We start from the raw sequence: 16,409 nt of genomic DNA on the forward strand, positions 1-16,409 counted from the left end.
AGTATTTTAATATGCAATTAATTATCACAAAGGACTATGTAACCATGAGCCAGATGGCTCTTACTCATGTATTGACTCATATGTACACAGGGGATAACCGAAGGGTCAACCTTTCCATAACGGCAGGAAAAACCCCGGAACGGATGTATCAGCTGCTTACAGAGGAGTATAAAGGAAATACCTGTTTTAAACATGTCCATTTTTATAACTTTGATGAGATACCCAGGGAACGGGAGGAAACCGGTGTAACCATGAATGATTTAAACCGTATGTTTTTTGATCCGGCCGAGGTGCCCGGGGAACTGATTCACGTTCTGGATACAAAGGACTGGAAAGATTACGATAAGAAACTTAAAGAAGATGGCGGATTAGATATGCTCATCATGGGGCTCGGTACGGATGGACATTTCTGCGGTAATCTTGCAGGTACGGTAGAACATTTCGGCATGGAGACCCGTATGGTAACGAAAGAGGAATATCCTATTTCATATTTTGAAAGAGAGACTAGTCCGGATCATTATGTGACATTCGGGCCGAAAACTGTAATGAATGCCCGTCATCTCATCATGATCATTAATGGCAGCCACAAAGCAGAAATCGCAAAAAAGGCCTTGTTCGGCCCGGTTACGCCGGAGGTTCCTGCCAGTGTATTCCAGCTGCATCCTAATTATACGGTCATCATGGACGAGGAGGCCGCATCTTTGCTGGATTATTAAAGCAGGGGAAAAGCAGAATGAATACTTCACAAATATAGCTTTTAAACATTTTATTCAAATCTAAGATAGACGACATAACTCTGGAAGTCATGGAAGTGATGAAAACAAGGGATCGAAAGGTATGGATTTAAATGCAAAAAGAGGAAGCACCAGGAGAACGGAACCCAGGGCTTCCTTTTCTGTTATAAGGCTGTCTCTCGATTCAGTTCCCGGATCTCACGAACACGCAAAAGAATAGGAAGCAAAACTCCGGCTGCAATCAAACTGAATAAATTCTGTACCATATTAAACGGAACATTAGAAATGGCAGCTGGCCAGCTGTATACTGCAAGTTCAAAAATAAAATATCCGCCTGTGACCACTGCGCTGCAAACCACTCCGGCGGCTAAAAAAGGCAGTACCCGAAAGCCCCTCGCTGGTCCACGGGAAGGCAGATGTTTATACAAATATCCACTTAAAAATGCCGCCAATGCCTTAATGATCAGGGTAGCGGGTGCATAAAAAGCGTAACCGGACAGCAAATCCGCCATCATAGAGCCTATCCCTCCTGCGGCGGCACCTGCCATAGGTCCTAAGAGCATGCCGCTTAGCAATACCATCCCGTCCCCCAGATGAATATAGCCGCTGAATGCAGATGGTATATGTATTACCATAGTGGCTGCAGTGGTAAGAGCTGCCATCAAAGCGCTGAAAACGATCTTTTTTGTTCTGTTATTATTCATGTCTTCTCCTCTCTTGCAGGTCATTTTAATTCATATTGAACTTATCATATAGAAAAACTGGCATTTTATAAATATCCAATTTAGATAAAATTATACATACCAGTTTTGTTTGGGCAGTTTTAACCTCTACATGAAGAAGATGCAAACCCGAAGGGAAATAGGACATTTTTGGAATAGCGGGATATTTCTTTTTCAATTATAATCAAATTACCACGTGGAAAATAAAATAAAGGAAGCGGTCAGGATGGAAAAGGAGAACTGGGTACTAGCATGCGCAGTTTATATAGACGAACATTTAAAGGAAGAACTGTCAGTGGAACGCATTTCCGCATGGGCAGGATATTCTCCCTGGTATTTTTCCAGACGTTTTAAGGCGGAAATGGGAGTTTCGCCCATGGAGTTCGTAAAACAACGGCGTCTTTTTGCGGCGTCCGGAGAAATCCGCAGGGGAAAGAGGATCATAGATGCAGCCTTGGAGTATGGCTGGGAGACTCACAGCGGTTTTACCAAAGCTTTTTGCGGTCAGTTTGGGTATGCCCCTGTTCTCTTAAGAGCGCTCTATATTCGTGATGCTTCTATGGAAGGAGAACGGGATCACTTGGAATTATATATAAAGTCAATGGAGCCTTATAAAAAACCGGAGGAGTTGTGGGAAATTCTTTGCCGGACACTTATAGAAAATGGAACAGAACATGATCAGGAAAATTTAAACAGAATTTATGAGCTTGCATCATTCTGCCACAAGGGACAGAAACGGTATTCGGGGGAAGACTATATCACTCATCCCTTAAATGTTGCTTTGATTCTTGCAGATATGGGAGCCGATGAGGATACTGTATGTGCCGGACTTCTGCACGATGCAGAATCAGGAATCTGGGAAGAAGGACTAAAGGAAGAGAAAGCCGGAGAAAGGATTTTGGATGTCCTTCTGGCGTACCGGGAATTTGAAGGCAGGCATGAATGTCCGGATGAGAGAGGGGCATTGATTGCTCTGGCCGACCGGCTCCACAATATGCGCACCATAGAATTTGTGGATCCATCTACCTGGAAATGGCGGGCGGAAGATACGATGAAAATATTTTCTCCCATAGCTGCAAAATACGAAGATATCAGGCTTCGGTCAGAATTAGACGAACTTTCCATGAAATTCCTTTAAATGCAATTATATCAACTGCTGCACGCAGCCATACCCGTACGAGAAGCGGAATGGCTGCGTTTTTTTTATGTAAGGTTGACAGCGGGAGATGTCCCTGTTAAAATCAAAAAAAATATTTTATCTTTCTAAGGCACTAATGGGCGGTATAACAGGCGGTATTTATTATAAGGAAGGAGCGATTAAAATGAAGATTGGTGCCATAACGGTAGGGCAGAGTCCGAGAACTGATGTTACCGAAGATATCATGGATATTTTTAACGGCAAGGCTGAAGTCCTTGAAAGGGGAGGACTGGATGGTCTGACAAGAGAGCAGATAGAGAAATTTAGCCCCAAGGAGGGTGATTATGTGCTGGTCTCCAGATTAAATGACGGAACCTCTGTTACGTTTGGAGAACGTCATATCATCCCAAGGATTCAACATGCAATTGAGGAATTGGAAGAGCAGGGGGCGTACTTTATTATGATGTTTTGTACAGGAAAATTTCCGGACACCTTAAAAGCAAAGGTTCCCCTGATTTATCCTTGTGAAATTTTAGACAGAACCGTTCCTCTTCTGACAGCCGCCTCCTCGATTCTTGTAGTGACGCCATCTCCTTTGCAAATAGCTCAAAGCGAGAAAAAATGGTCCAGGATCGTAAGGAAGGTTAAAGTTGTCTCCGGCTCCCCTTATGGAGAATGGAAGGAGCTGGAAGAAACAGCCAGGCTTGTGAGGGATACAAAAGCGGATCTGGTGATTCTGGACTGCATTGGCTTCAGCCGGGATATGAAACGGCTGTTCGCGGAAGAGACCGGAAAGCCGGTAATTCTTCCCAGGACCTTATTGGCCCGCCTTGTTTCTGAATTGACAGATGTCTAAAAAAAAGAAAAAACAGTATATATTTAAATTTAACCCCATCACTGTGCATGATGTTTAAATTGTGCACGAAAAACCGTGCAAACTGTTATTTACAAAAAAAATCCTCCCTGTTAAAATACTTATCAAATATTCTCCAACAGGAGCAGAGAGGATTGATTGGATGAGTGACCTGTTATCCAGAGCAAAAGAACTTGAGGATTATGGAATTGATATCAGGCGCAGGATACATAAAAAACCGGAAATCGGCTTTGACCTTCCGGAGACCGTAAAGCTTGTCAGGGAAGAGCTTAAGTCCATTGGTTTTGAGCCCGCTGCCTGCGGAACTGCAGGGATCACGGCGCTGGCCGGAAAGCCTGGAAAGACTTTTTTACTAAGAGCTGATATGGATGCCCTGCCCATGAAAGAGGAAACAGGACTTCCTTTTGCATCGGAGAATGGCTTCATGCATGCCTGCGGCCATGATATGCACACCAGTGCATTGCTTCTGGCTGCACGGATATTGAAAGAGAGAGAAGGGGAATTGAAAGGAACGGTGAAACTCATGTTCCAGCCCTGTGAAGAGGGGGTAGGAGGCGCTTTGGACATGGTAAATGCAGGCGTTCTTGAATGCCCTTCCGTGGATGGAGCAATGGCTCTCCACGTGCTCCACGAGAAGTCCGGAAGCGTTGGATATTCCCGGGGCACAGCTTGCGCTTCCAGCGATATCTTTACAATTACGGTAAAGGGAAAGGGCGGACATGGAGCCGCACCTCATCTCTGCGTTGATCCGATACATATAGCTGTCCACATTCATTTGGCACTGCAGGCCCTTAACAGCCGCGAGGTAAATCCTGATGAGATGCTGGTATGCAGTATCTGCCAGATAAACGGGGGAACAGCCACCAACGTATTTCCGGAGACGGTGGTATTAAAAGGAACCATACGCACCATGAATGGAAAGGTGAGAAGCTTTGCCAGAGAACGTCTGGTCCAGATTGCAGAACAGACTGCCAGCACATTCCGGGGAGAAGCAGAAGTAAAATTTCTTCATGAAGGCGTTCCGCCCATGGAAAATAACGGGGATCTTCTGGAGGCTTCCAACGGATATATCGACATCCTTTTGGGAGAAGGAACCTGTAAGGAACTGCCCAGAATGACCGGTTCAGAGGATTTCTCCATAATATCTCAGATGGTTCCCTCAGTTCTTTATTGGGTGGGAACCGGTTCAGAAGAGGAAGGATACCCTTACGGCGTTCACGATCCAAGAGTCACATTTAACGAGGAAAGCCTTCACAAAATGGCTGCCATCTATGCCAATACAGCCATCTGCTGGCTGAGAGATCACTCCTGATAACCAGGAAAAGAAAATATCATATGTTTCGGATATAACGATAGTTAAAGGCGACTATGCTTACTTTGACTGTCGTTTTATTAATATACAAGGAAAAGAGGAATCATTATGAAAAAAAGATTTTTAGCGGCAATTTTAACGGTAGCTGTCTCAGCCGGATTAAGCGCATGCGGTTCCGGTTCTTCGGCCACAACGGCTGAAACAACAGCGTCAGCTCAGGGAACGATGGAAGAAACGAAAGTTCCTGCGGGGGAGCCGGTCTCCGGCGGTGTTATGACTATTTCCCTTTCTTCCTCACCCAAAAACCTGGATCCTGTCAAGTATACGGGAACCTATGAATCTCAGATCATCGGCACAGTCTGTGATACTCTTGTGGAATATAATACGGATCTTACGGAAATCCAGCCAGCCCTGGCAAAATCCTGGACCGTAAGCGATGACGGGCTTGCTTATACTTTCACGCTGCGTGACGATGTATACTTCCAGCCTGGTAAGTATCAGGAAGGAAGAAAATTGACAGCAGAGGATGTGAAATACTCCCTGGAGCGCTCCCATGAGCTTTCTGCATTGCAAAGGCTGGACATGCTGGATCACTGTGAGGTTGTCAGCGATACGGAGGTGGTCTGCTATTTGCCTGAGCCAAATGCCGTATTCCTGACTGCACTGACTGATGCAGGCAATGTGATTATTCCAAAGGAAGAGGCAGAAGGCTGGGGAGAGGATTTTGGTTCCCACCTTGTAGGTACAGGCCCCTTTGCTCTTCAGTCCTTTGAGCTGGATCAGCAGGCTGTCCTTGTGCGCAATGATAAATACTGGGCAGCAACCCCTTATCTGGATGGAGTTACATTTAAACCGGTCAGTGACGGAAACCAGGCGGTAAATGCCCTTCGCACCGGTGAGGTGAATTTGGCCACCAGCCTTAGCGGCGAAGCTGTAAAAATAGCGAGAGAGGATCCGAACGTAGAACTCATGGAGATGCCGGGCCTTCACGTTGCTTACATTTATTTTAATCAGGTAAATGGACCAACTGCAGATATCAAGGTCAGAGAAGCGATCATCAAGGCGGTTAATATCAAAGACCTTACGGCAGGTGTGTACCAGTACCAGGAAGCACAGCCGGCCAGTCTGCCTCTGCCTCCGGGCTCCTGGGGATACGATTCCAGTCTGGAATCAGAAGTTCCCGCTTATGATCCGGAAGGGGCAAAAAAGCTTCTTGCAGAAGCCGGATATCCTGATGGGTTTGATATGAATATTTATATTTCCAACACAGAAGCAAGGATTAAGATGGCAACCTTATTCCAGGCGTACTTAAAAGAAAACTTAAATATCAATGTGAACATTAATACCAGCGAATGGGGTACCTTCAGCGAAATCGCATCGTCGGGGAAAGCAGATGTATTTGCAATGTCATGGACCTGGTATCCTGATCCCTATTTCTTTTTAAATAAAATATTCCATACAAGCTCCATCGGCTCCCTTGGAAACGGACAGGGCTTCAGCAACAAGGAAGTGGACCAATATCTGGATGATGCGCTGCTGTCCACAGACCAGGAAAAGAGGGCGGAAGCTTATAAGAAGGCCCTTGCGGTAATCGTTAAGCAAAATCCGGGCATCTTCTATGCAAATGAGAATGTAAACTGGGGCGTAAGTCCAAAGGTTCAGGGGCTGGAACTGCGCGCCGACGGCAAGGTTAAGATCTGTACTCCGGATATAAATGTATGGTTATCCAGATAAGGTTACCGTTTAGTCATGCCATTCATCATTTGGCGGATAGGGATATTGCTCAGCAATATCCCTGATTTAAAAGACACAGGAGGAGATATATGTTAAAGACAATTCTAATCAGATGCCTGCAGATTATTCCGTCTCTTTTTGTGGTTGTCACGCTGACTTTTGTACTGACCAGAATGATACCGGGCGATCCGGCCAGAGCGGTACTGGGACCTCAGGCATCCGTAGAAGATGTGGAGAAAATGCGGGAAACCATGGGACTTAACCAGCCTTTGGCAGCTCAATATAAGGATTATATGATAAACATCGTAAAAGGGGATTTTGGGACATCTTATTCCTACAATCAGCCAGTGTTTTCATTAATTGCAAGGCGTATTCCAAGTACGCTGCTGATCGCTCTGCCGGCGGTTTTGATCGCGCTGTTCGCAGGAATGTTAGTAGGGGTTACCTCTGCCGTACATCAAGGCACGCTCTTTGATTACGTATTCATGATACTGGCTCTGGTAGGAGTCTCCATGCCGATTTTCTGGCTGGGGCTTATGCTGGTTTTAATGTTCAGTGTAAATTTGGGCTGGCTGCCGGTTCTTGGCATGGGAGATATTTCCAAGGGGCTGGGTGATGTGATCCGCCACATGGTACTTCCCTGCTTTTGCCTTGCCACCATCCCGACGGCCACCTTTTCCAGAATCACCCGTTCCAGCATTCTGGAATCCATTCATGGGGATTCCATCCGTGCACTTCGGGCCAGAGGAATCAAAGAGTCTGTGGTGATCTGGAAGTATGCCTTAAAAAGTGCACTTCCTCCCTTAATAACGGTTCTGGGATTACAGCTTGCCGGCTGTTTTGCCGGTGCAATCCTTACGGAAACCATATTTTCCTGGCCGGGCATGGGAACGCTGATCGTCGGAGCCATTGACAACAGGGACTATGTTTTGATCCAGGGGGCAGTTTTAGTCATAGCCCTGGCCTTTGTAATGATCAATATGTTTGTGGATGTGATTTACATGATCATCAATCCAAATGTCAATTATGAAGGAGGAAATTAAATGGCGAAATCACTTGGATTGGATCAGCAGTCCCACGAAGAGATATTAAAAAAAGAAAGAAAATCCAACAGTGCCTGGAGCAAACTAAAGAGAAATAAAACAGCGCTTCTTGGATTGTTTGCTGTCAGCGTTATGGTCGCTCTTGCCATTCTGGCTCCGGTAATTACAAACGGGAAACCAAATGAAATTCATCCTATCGATGCTTATCTGAAATTTTTTGAAAAGGGCCATCTGCTGGGTACCGATGAGTTCGGGAGGGATTTATTTACCAGGGTCTGTTACGGCGCCAGAGTATCCTTGCTGGTTGCTGTCGGTGCTACCGCTGTCGGCGGAGTAACCGGAGTGATTCTGGGCCTTATTGCAGGCTATATGGGAGGAATTGTGGATGCCGTCCTGATGAGAATCATGGATGGAGTCCTTGCCTTTCCCTTTATTCTGCTTTCCATTGTTCTTATGACCGTCCTGGGGTCGGGTATTATCAATGTGATCCTTGCCATAGGCATAGCGGAGATTCCACGGTTTGCAAGAGTCGTAAGGGGACAGGTGCTGATCGTAAAAAAGGAAGAATACTGCAATGCCGGAAGGGTGATCGGAATATCTCATTTCCGTATGCTGGCACACCATATCCTGCCAAATACTGTTTCAGAGGTAATCGTGTATGGGACTCTTAATATAGCCAGTGCCATTATTTCGGAAGCGGCATTAAGCTTTCTGGGGCTTGGCATTGAACTGCCTACCGCCTCATGGGGAAGTATTCTCCGTTCCGGAAGAAACTGCTTAAATACGGCCCCTCATATTGCAGCCGTATCAGGTACCTTCATATTGATCACTGTGGTCGGCTTTAATCTGCTGGGAGACGGTATCCGGGATGTGCTGGATCCAAAAATGAAAAAGTAGGTAATGAATATGGATATTAACAGGATAAAAAAAGATGTGGATCAGAGCATTGAGGAAAAAGGAGAAGATTTGTGGGGACTTGCCAGATACCTCTGGGAAAATCCTGAATATAATTTTAACGAATTCAAATCCAGCAGAGCCATATGGGAACTTTTGGAGAACTACGGATTTAAAGTGGAAAAAGAAATCTGCGGTTTGAATACGGCCTTTCGCGGGGAATATGACAGCGGAAAGCCGGGGCCTCATATCGGCTTTCTGGCAGAATATGATGCGGTTCCCGGAATGGGACATGCCTGCGGTCACAACCTGATGGCAGCAATGGCTGTGGGAGCCGGTTTTGGAGTAAAGTCTGTCATCCACCGTCTTGGGGGGAAGATCTCTGTGTTTGGAACCCCTGCGGAAGAGGGAGGAGGGGGGAAGGTCATTTTGCTGGAGAAAGGAGCATTCCAGGGCCTTGATGCGGCAATGATCCTCCATTCTGCCAATGAAACGGTAGTCAATGATATTTCCTATTCAAAGACAGATCTGACCGTTGAATATCAAGGTAAGAGCGCTCATGGAGCCACCTGGCCGGAAGAAGGAAACAGTGCCCTGGATCCCTTGCTTCAGTTATTCCAGTATATAGGCGGACAGCGCCTGCGCTGGAACGGCAGGGGAACGATCCTTGGGGTTATTACAAACGGAGGTAAGGATCCTATCCATATTCCTGATTTTTGCCAAGCTAAATTTACGGTCAGGTCTTTTGACAAGAGATTTAAAGAACAGATATTGAAGGAGTTTCTGGAGGCAGGACAGTCCCTTGGGACTATGACAGGAACCAGGTTCCGGTATGAATGGGATGGGTATACCTATGAAGATATCCGCAATAACAGCCAGCTTGAAAAGCTTCTTTTAAGAAACTTAGAAGACCTTGGAGAAAAGGTAATGCCAAGGAGAAAAGAACTTGGAATCGGCTGTACCGATGTGGGGAATCTTACTCATGTCATTCCAGGACTCCAGTCCTATATCCAGGTGGTTCCCGGCTTAAGAGGCCATACGAAGGAATTTGAGGAGGCCTGCGGCAGTATGTCCGGCAGAAGGGCTGTGTTGGTGGGAGCCAAAGCCATGGCTTTTACAGCGGCGGATCTGCTGTCCTCACCTGAAGCAATGGAAAAGGTAAAGCAAAGCTTTGCGGAAATGAATAAAAAATATGAGTAAAGGAGGTGCTGCTGTGGGAGAAGTATTATTAACAGTGAATGACTTAAAAACATATTTTTATACGGCAAGCGGCGTGAGCAAAGCAGTCGATGGAGTGAGCTTTCACATAAACCGGGGAGAAATCATGGGAATTGTGGGAGAGTCAGGGTCAGGAAAAAGCGTTGCCTCCTCCTCGATCATCCGGCTGCTGCCGGCCAGAACCGGAAAAATTGTAAGCGGCAGCATAGACTTTGACGGAACAGATGTATTGAAGCTGGGAAAAAGGGAGCTTTTGTCCTTCCGGGGCCGGGATGTTTCCATGATTTTTCAAAATCCCATGACTTCCCTTTCGCCGGTATTTAAGGTAGGCCATCAGATGGTGGAAATGATCTGCGCCCATCACAAGGTCAGCAGGCAGGAGGCTTACCGCATGGGAGAAGAAGCTTTAAGAATGGTTGGAATACCGGATGCCGGGCGGCGGATGGATTCCTATCCCTATGAATTGTCAGGCGGCATGTGCCAGCGGGTAATCATAGCAATGTCCCTGTGCAGCAATCCGAAACTGATCATTGCGGATGAACCCACGACAGCTCTGGATGTGACGGTTCAGGCACAGGTGCTGGAGCTGTTAAAGGATATGCGGGAGAAAAACGGGATGGCCATTCTACTGATTACCCATAATCTTGGTGTGGTATGGCAGATGTGTGACAGCGTCATGGTGATGTATGCGGGAAAGACCGTTGAGTATACGTCCTGTAAGGAATTGCATCACAATCCCCTTCATCCTTACACCTGGGGACTGTTGGATTCCATGCCGAAGCTGAGCAGCAATTCCGGAGAAGAGCTGGCAACGATCCAGGGAACCCCGCCGGATTTAAGATTGACGGGAACCTGCTGTAATTTTTCCAACCGTTGCCCATATGCAGAGGAACTGTGCAGAAACCAGGTTCCTGACTTAAAGGAACTTGAGCCGGGGCATTTCGTTGCCTGTCACAGGCAAAGGGAGGAAAGCCGTCTTTTTCGGGGAGGTGTGAAACAACATGAGTGAGAAAAGGATGATCTTACAAGTGAAAGGCTTGTCTAAGGATTTCCAGATAAAAGGAAAGAAGCTGGGGAGCAAAAAAGCGGTTCTTCATGCGCTGCAGGAAATCGACTTAGATATTCATGAGGGAGAGGTACTTGGTGTCATAGGAGAATCAGGATGCGGGAAATCCACCCTGGGAAGGTGCCTGGTAGGCTTACATAAACCGACAGAAGGGGAAATCCTGTTTGAAGGAAAAAGCATATTGGGAGTCAGAGCAAAGGATAAGCTGGAAATGTGCAGGAACATTCAAATGATATTCCAGGATCCCTATTCTTCACTGGATCCCAGGCATACTGCGGCTGATTCTGTTTCTGAACCCATGGTGGTTCATAAAACCGTAAAAGGCAGAGCAGCGATGGAGCAGAGGGTTTTAGAGCTTTTGAAACAGGTAGGGCTGGATGTGCAGCATATGAACCGGTATCCCCATGAGTTTTCAGGCGGGCAGAGGCAGCGTCTGAACGTGGCCCGTGCCATATCCATAAATCCCAGGCTGATCATCTGTGATGAGCCGGTATCAGCTCTTGATGTATCCATTCAGGCCCAGGTAATCAATCTTTTAAAGAAGCTTCAAAAGGAATACAATCTTACTTATGTGTTCATATCCCATGATTTAAGCGTTGTAAAATATGTCAGCGACAGAATCGTAATCATGTATCTTGGGCGGATCGTGGAAATCTGCAACGGAGGAGATATCTATAAGAATCCCCTGCATCCGTATACCCAGGCGCTGTTATCGGCGATTCCTCCGGAATGCCCTGATGAGGAAAAAGAGCGGATCGTACTTCAGGGAGAGGTTCCAAGCCCCATTGGAGAACGAAAGGGCTGCCCCCTGGCTGGACGGTGCCCTCAGTGCATGGAACGGTGCAAAAACGAAATGCCAAGGCTGAAACAACAGGGAGAAGAGGGACATCAGGTGGCCTGCTTCCTATACGAAAAAAAGTAAACCGGAAACGGAGGATTATGGGATGACAAAAAAGGAACTTCTGCACTATGTGGATGAGCATAGGGAAGAATTGATACAGCTTGTATCGGAACTGATTCAGATAAAAAGCGAAAATCCTACGGGTACCCAGAGAGGCGTGATTGATTATGTGGAAACATTTCTTGGGAAAGCAGGGATTGAGTTTAAAGAAACCGGCTGCAATCCGGATTATCCCTGCATTGTAGCAGGGATCGGAAGTGAAACGGGATTTTCCATGATTATTAACGGTCATGTGGATGTGGTGCCGGCCGGTGATTTAAGCCAGTGGGATTTTGATCCCTTTTCCGGTGAGATCACAGAGACCCAGATCTTAGGCAGAGGGACCTCTGATATGAAGGCAGGGGTGGCCGGCGTTTTATTTGCCCTTTCCCTTTTGAAAAGAGAGCATGTTCCGTTAAATGGGAACATCAGGCTCCACATAGTTTCCGATGAGGAAAGCGGAGGGCAGTTCGGAACCCAGTGGCTGTGTGCCAACGGCTATGCGGACCATGCCGATGCCTGTCTGGTGGCGGAGCCAACATCTATGAATACCATTGAGATCGGACAAAAGGGAGGCCTTCTTCTGACCTTGAAGGCCTTTGGGAAATCGGCCCATGGAAGTCTAGGAAATTTTAAGGGAGAGAATGCTATTTTGAAATTATCCAGGGTTCTTCCCCATATCTCCATGCTCACGGAAATAAAGGGCCATTTTACAGACAGGCAGCAAAAGCCATTAAAGGATTCCCAGATGCTGGCGGAGAAAGAAAATAATATTCCTGGATTAGGAAGGGCTATTGATCATGTGACCACAAATGTAGGCCTTATAAAAGGAGGAACCAGGCACAATATGGTTCCTGATTATTGTGAGGCTATTGTTGATGTACGGTTGCCCATCGGAGTCCGCAAAGAAGAGATTGAAGAGGTATTAGAACAGATCATGGAGGCCAGCGGAGCAGAGGGGGTGGAGTATGAGCTTCATTATAAGAGCGAAGCCAACTTCACCGACCATGAAGCCCCCATTGTCCTGGCATTTAAGAAAAATGCAGAAGAATTATTGGGAAGAGAGGTCATACCTGCCTACCAGTGGGCATCAAGTGATGCCAGGGATTACCGGCTGCTTGGAATCCCCACCATCCAGTTCGGCCCTTCCAATACGGTTGGGATTCATTCCTATAATGAAACGGTCCAGATCCAGGACGTGGTCACGGCTGCCAAAACTTATATAGGTGCTATTTGTGATCTTATGGAGGTTTTGTAAAACACCCCGCAGGCAGTCACCAAGGTCAGGCCGCCTGGCGCCTGACCGCTGCTTTCGTGAGAATAAATTTTTGGAGGATTCGCAATGTTGATGAAACAATTGATAGAGGTACATGACCTGCTTGACAGCAGCTATGCAAACGGAAAGGGGGCAATGGAGTATTTAAAAACCATCAGGCCGGATGCTGACGTGGAAGTATATACCTTGGTGGGACAAAAGGGAAAAACAGATATGATTAAGGTAAGGATTCCCGGAGCGAAAGGAAAGGCAAAAGGTTTAGATGCCCCGACCATCGGACTGCTTGGAAGATTGGGAGGCCTGGGAGCCAGACCGGAGAGGATCGGCTTTGTCTCTGACGGGGATGGGGCCCTTATCGCCTTATCCTTAGCGGCGAAACTGCTGGACATGCAGAACAAGGGGGACTATCTGGATGGCGATGTTTTTATATCCACCCATATCTGCCCGGATGCGCCCACCAGAGAGCACAAGCCGGTTCCGTTTATGGATTCTCCGGTGAATATGGCGCAGGTGAATCAGGAAGAGGTAACGGTGGAGCTGGATGCCATTTTATCCGTTGATACCACAAAGGGAAACAGGATCATCAACAACAGAGGTTTTGCCGTTTCTCCTACTGTAAAGGAAGGATACATATTGCGGGTTTCCGAGAGCATTTTGGATCTGATGCAGACAACAACAGGAAAACTGCCTTATGTATACGCCCTTTCCCAGCAGGATATCACGCCTTATGGAAACGGACTGTATCACTTAAACAGCATTCTTCAGCCAGCAACCGCCACAAAAGCACCCGTGATCGGAGTTGCCATAACAACGGAGGCGCCGGTCGCAGGATGCGCAACCGGTGCAACCCATATCACGGATTGTGAAGAGGCGGCAAGGTTCATGCTGGAGGTTGCTAAGGCTTACGGCAGGGGAGAATGCAGTTTCTATGATGAAATGGAGTTTGATAGGATCCAGTATTTATATGGAACCATGGGACATTTTCAAACCCTGGGAACAGGAAACGAATGTGACGACGACGCTTAGGATTTAAGTGTTTTTTAACAGCTCCCAGGCGCAGATTCCCAAATACAGACGGAAGATGTCCTCAATGGCTGTGATATCGCTGCACAGAAGCTTTTTGATGGCAGATAGCCGGGCGGTCAGGGTATTCCTGTGGATGAAAAGCTTCTGAGCGGTTTCAGTCAGATTCATAGAGTTTTCCAAATACGCCTTAAGGGTCACAAGAAGCTCGCTTTTATTCTCGGAATCATAGATAGCAAGGCTGCTGACGGTATCTTCGTATATTTTTTCTCTTTCATAAGTGGTCAGCTGGTTTAAAAGATGATAAGCAAATTGCCTGGTATAAGAATGAATGTGGGCGGTTTGGCGGTCGGAGGTCTGCAGGTGTAATGTCTGCAGGCTTTCTTCATATGCCTTTGCAATGGAAGTGCAGGTAGTATGGCAGCGGCTGATCCCCAGTCTGAAAAAGGTTTGATAATCCTTTAAATAATCCGACAGCTGCAGGGCAGCCTGATTGGACAGTGAGAGCGCCTCCACATTAGGTATTTGTTTCGGATACAGGAGAAAAATAACAATACGGTTTTCGTTGTGGCATAAGAAGTATTTATGGCTCAAATGGATCAGTCCCTGGTTTACGGCATTGTAGAGGCTGCGGAAAAGCTTGCTTTCTTTTGACTGGCATTCCAGGGTGATGCATACCTTTTTTAAGTCGTTTGGAAAGGAATAGGCATCGCAAATCACCCGAATTTCCTCAATGGATTTATTTTTAATGTCCGAAAGCATATAGAAAAAAGAATCATAATAATTTTCCTGGGAAAAGGCTCTGTTTTGAATCTGCATGGATGTGAGTTCCAGCGCGAGTACGGAGAATATCTGCTTAAGGACTTCCATGATGGTGGTGTCGATTTCTTTTTTGGTGATATCAATACATAAGTAATGCTTGTTGTCGGGAAGCAGAAAGGTATGAAAGGTAAGGAGTGTGTCATTGCAGTAAAAGTTACGTTTTCTGACGAGCTCTTTTGGTGTTTTCTCCGGCAGGGAATTGAACGGCTGGATCTGCAATTTGTGAATTCTGGAAAAATCCCCGTATTCTTTGGGCGGAATGCGGTAATATATGGGGAAATCAGTAGTTGTGGTTATCATTGTCATGGAATTGGTATAATTAGATATCCGCTCAAGCATTTTCATGATTCCTTCTCTATTAAAAAAGGATTCATGAAATTTTTCCGCCTCGCTGAGGATGAATTGCTGCCTTAAAATTTTCTGCTCAATAAGATTTTCGTTTATTATATTTATTATGTTGGTATAACCATGATAAAAAGGCACCGAAACAAGCGCAAGTCCATACTTGGCAGCCTCTTCGATCATGGAGTCGGGAATCCTGTCAAAAAAACGTTTCACTTTAATGCAGAATGCGGTACAGTCAATGGCATGGAGGTCCGCAATTATTTTTTTCTGGATTTCAAAATCATTATAAAAAATGTAACCCGTTGTAAGAACGATTTCATTCTTTTTTATCCACTTTACACCGTCAGGATTATCAAGCACGCTGATGCCGGTGATGGTTTTATGAAGAGCTTCATCTTCTCCAATGAATTCCAGATTATCTATGGGGGTTTCATATATAAACCATCCAAGGGTCAAGGGAGGATATTTCATTTCATGCTCCTTTTCATTCAAAAACAAAGATTAACCAGGGACTTGATTATTTTTGACAATCATAGCATTGACTGTTTCACTTGACAAGTTAAACTTGTTTTTTTACAGAAAGCCTTATATAATAATGGAAAATAAAATGCGGTTGGAAAGGCGGATCAATATTATGATACAGGACTTTACAATTCACACATTCCTTGAAAAACTATCCTCAAAAAGCCCAACGCCGGGCGGTGGCGGGGCAGCAGGTCTTGGCGGTGCCATAGGAGCGGCTTTGGGAGAGATGGTGGTAAACTTAACTCTTGGCAAGAAGCGGTATGCCGATGTGGAAGAAGAAATGCAGTCAATCCTTGAAAAGCTGGAAGTTTTGAAAAGCGAATTTTTAAGGCTTGCAGATGAAGACGAAGTTGTATTTGTTCCTTTGGCGGCTGCATACGGCCTCCCCTCCGGCACGGAGGAAGAAAAACTCCATAAGGCGGAAATCTTAGAAACCCACCTTCTTGCAGCCACTCTGGTTCCTCTCATGGTCATGGAGCGTTCCATGGAAACTCTTGATATCATGGAGATCCTGGCAGAAAAGGGAAGCCGTCTGGCTGTCAGTGACGTAGGCGTGGGAGTTCAGTTTATCCGTTCCGCACTGCTGGGAGCCAAGATGAATGTTTCCATCAATACAAAGTCCATGAAGAATCGGGAAAAGGCCGGACAGCTACAGGTTCAGGCGGAACACCTGGCAGAAGAAGGAATCAGAAAGGCAGATGCCATCTATGCGAAGGTGGAAGCTGCGTTAAAGGCATAATAAG

Annotated in this window: 15 protein-coding genes; 13 read left to right on the forward strand and 2 right to left on the reverse strand. The window is 46.2% G+C overall.

The features are described from left to right. Window positions 1-11: 11 nt before the first annotated feature. Window positions 12-716: a glucosamine-6-phosphate deaminase gene (locus BMW45_RS12215; RefSeq protein ID WP_092243904.1), complete on the forward strand. Its 705-nt coding sequence runs from the start codon at window positions 12-14 to the stop codon at window positions 714-716. Window positions 717-898: 182 nt separating this feature from the next. Here BMW45_RS12215 and BMW45_RS12220 read toward each other — a convergent pair whose 3' ends face one another. Further along, window positions 899-1,438 carry an ECF transporter S component gene (locus BMW45_RS12220; protein ID WP_092243907.1) on the reverse strand — a complete coding sequence of 180 codons (540 nt, stop codon included), beginning with the start codon at window positions 1,436-1,438 and terminating at the stop codon, window positions 899-901. Window positions 1,439-1,682: 244 nt separating this feature from the next. Between BMW45_RS12220 and BMW45_RS12225 the strand changes: the two genes are divergently transcribed. From BMW45_RS12225 to BMW45_RS12275, 11 genes are all read left to right on the forward strand, one after another. After that, window positions 1,683-2,594, forward strand: a complete 912-nt coding sequence (locus tag BMW45_RS12225) for a helix-turn-helix domain-containing protein (protein WP_092243909.1) — start codon at window positions 1,683-1,685, stop codon at window positions 2,592-2,594. A 184-nt stretch (window positions 2,595-2,778) separates the two neighbouring features. Further along, window positions 2,779-3,450, forward strand: a complete 672-nt coding sequence (locus tag BMW45_RS12230) for an AroM family protein (RefSeq protein ID WP_092246412.1) — start codon at window positions 2,779-2,781, stop codon at window positions 3,448-3,450. A gap of 160 nt (window positions 3,451-3,610) precedes the next feature. Beyond that, window positions 3,611-4,780 (forward strand): M20 metallopeptidase family protein, encoded by a 1,170-nt coding sequence (locus tag BMW45_RS12235; protein ID WP_092243912.1) that lies wholly within the window; start codon window positions 3,611-3,613, stop codon window positions 4,778-4,780. 108 nt (window positions 4,781-4,888) lie between these two features. Then, entirely contained in the window at window positions 4,889-6,514 is a 1,626-nt protein-coding gene (locus BMW45_RS12240; RefSeq protein ID WP_092243915.1) for an ABC transporter substrate-binding protein, read from the forward strand. Window positions 6,515-6,603: 89 nt separating this feature from the next. Continuing rightward, window positions 6,604-7,557: an ABC transporter permease gene (locus BMW45_RS12245; RefSeq protein WP_092243918.1), complete on the forward strand. Its 954-nt coding sequence runs from the start codon at window positions 6,604-6,606 to the stop codon at window positions 7,555-7,557. Continuing rightward, window positions 7,558-8,454, forward strand: a complete 897-nt coding sequence (locus tag BMW45_RS12250; protein WP_092243921.1) for an ABC transporter permease — start codon at window positions 7,558-7,560, stop codon at window positions 8,452-8,454. A gap of 9 nt (window positions 8,455-8,463) precedes the next feature. Continuing rightward, the gene (locus tag BMW45_RS12255; RefSeq protein WP_092243923.1) at window positions 8,464-9,651 is read left to right on the forward strand and encodes a M20 family metallopeptidase; all 1,188 of its coding nucleotides are present in this window, start codon (window positions 8,464-8,466) and stop codon (window positions 9,649-9,651) included. Continuing rightward, window positions 9,644-10,678, forward strand: a complete 1,035-nt coding sequence (locus tag BMW45_RS12260; RefSeq protein ID WP_207649069.1) for an ABC transporter ATP-binding protein — start codon at window positions 9,644-9,646, stop codon at window positions 10,676-10,678. The genes BMW45_RS12255 and BMW45_RS12260 overlap by 8 nt, the downstream gene beginning before the upstream one ends. Continuing rightward, window positions 10,671-11,657 (forward strand): ABC transporter ATP-binding protein, encoded by a 987-nt coding sequence (locus tag BMW45_RS12265; protein WP_092243929.1) that lies wholly within the window; start codon window positions 10,671-10,673, stop codon window positions 11,655-11,657. The genes BMW45_RS12260 and BMW45_RS12265 overlap by 8 nt, the downstream gene beginning before the upstream one ends. 22 nt (window positions 11,658-11,679) lie before the next feature. Beyond that, a complete protein-coding gene (locus BMW45_RS12270; protein ID WP_092243932.1) occupies window positions 11,680-12,933 on the forward strand; it encodes a M20 family metallopeptidase in 1,254 nt (417 codons plus the stop codon). Between the two features lie 84 nt (window positions 12,934-13,017). Next, window positions 13,018-13,977 carry a DUF1177 domain-containing protein gene (locus tag BMW45_RS12275; RefSeq protein WP_092243935.1) on the forward strand — a complete coding sequence of 320 codons (960 nt, stop codon included), beginning with the start codon at window positions 13,018-13,020 and terminating at the stop codon, window positions 13,975-13,977. 3 nt (window positions 13,978-13,980) lie between these two features. Here BMW45_RS12275 and BMW45_RS12280 read toward each other — a convergent pair whose 3' ends face one another. Beyond that, window positions 13,981-15,612, reverse strand: a complete 1,632-nt coding sequence (locus tag BMW45_RS12280; protein WP_092243938.1) for a PucR family transcriptional regulator — start codon at window positions 15,610-15,612, stop codon at window positions 13,981-13,983. Between the two features lie 163 nt (window positions 15,613-15,775). On the opposite strand from BMW45_RS12280, the gene BMW45_RS12285 reads away from it, so the two are divergent. Beyond that, entirely contained in the window at window positions 15,776-16,405 is a 630-nt protein-coding gene (locus tag BMW45_RS12285; protein ID WP_092246415.1) for a cyclodeaminase/cyclohydrolase family protein, read from the forward strand. The last annotated feature ends 4 nt before the right edge of the window (window positions 16,406-16,409 follow it).

Source organism: Lacrimispora sphenoides, assembly GCF_900105215.1.
Classification (GTDB): domain Bacteria; phylum Bacillota; class Clostridia; order Lachnospirales; family Lachnospiraceae; genus Lacrimispora; species Lacrimispora sphenoides_A.

Bases quoted from the DNA above. Each gene is read 5' to 3' on its own strand.
- BMW45_RS12215 (WP_092243904.1), top strand. From the start codon at position 12: ATGCAATTAATTATCACAAAGGACTATGTAACCATGAGCCAGATGGCT.
- BMW45_RS12220 (WP_092243907.1), bottom strand. From the start codon at position 1,438: ATGAATAATAACAGAACAAAAAAGATCGTTTTCAGCGCTTTGATGGCA.
- BMW45_RS12225 (WP_092243909.1), top strand. From the start codon at position 1,683: ATGGAAAAGGAGAACTGGGTACTAGCATGCGCAGTTTATATAGACGAA.
- BMW45_RS12230 (WP_092246412.1), top strand. From the start codon at position 2,779: ATGAAGATTGGTGCCATAACGGTAGGGCAGAGTCCGAGAACTGATGTT.
- BMW45_RS12235 (WP_092243912.1), top strand. From the start codon at position 3,611: ATGAGTGACCTGTTATCCAGAGCAAAAGAACTTGAGGATTATGGAATT.
- BMW45_RS12240 (WP_092243915.1), top strand. From the start codon at position 4,889: ATGAAAAAAAGATTTTTAGCGGCAATTTTAACGGTAGCTGTCTCAGCC.
- BMW45_RS12245 (WP_092243918.1), top strand. From the start codon at position 6,604: ATGTTAAAGACAATTCTAATCAGATGCCTGCAGATTATTCCGTCTCTT.
- BMW45_RS12250 (WP_092243921.1), top strand. From the start codon at position 7,558: ATGGCGAAATCACTTGGATTGGATCAGCAGTCCCACGAAGAGATATTA.
- BMW45_RS12255 (WP_092243923.1), top strand. From the start codon at position 8,464: ATGGATATTAACAGGATAAAAAAAGATGTGGATCAGAGCATTGAGGAA.
- BMW45_RS12260 (WP_207649069.1), top strand. From the start codon at position 9,644: ATGAGTAAAGGAGGTGCTGCTGTGGGAGAAGTATTATTAACAGTGAAT.
- BMW45_RS12265 (WP_092243929.1), top strand. From the start codon at position 10,671: ATGAGTGAGAAAAGGATGATCTTACAAGTGAAAGGCTTGTCTAAGGAT.
- BMW45_RS12270 (WP_092243932.1), top strand. From the start codon at position 11,680: ATGACAAAAAAGGAACTTCTGCACTATGTGGATGAGCATAGGGAAGAA.
- BMW45_RS12275 (WP_092243935.1), top strand. From the start codon at position 13,018: ATGTTGATGAAACAATTGATAGAGGTACATGACCTGCTTGACAGCAGC.
- BMW45_RS12280 (WP_092243938.1), bottom strand. From the start codon at position 15,612: ATGAAATATCCTCCCTTGACCCTTGGATGGTTTATATATGAAACCCCC.
- BMW45_RS12285 (WP_092246415.1), top strand. From the start codon at position 15,776: ATGATACAGGACTTTACAATTCACACATTCCTTGAAAAACTATCCTCA.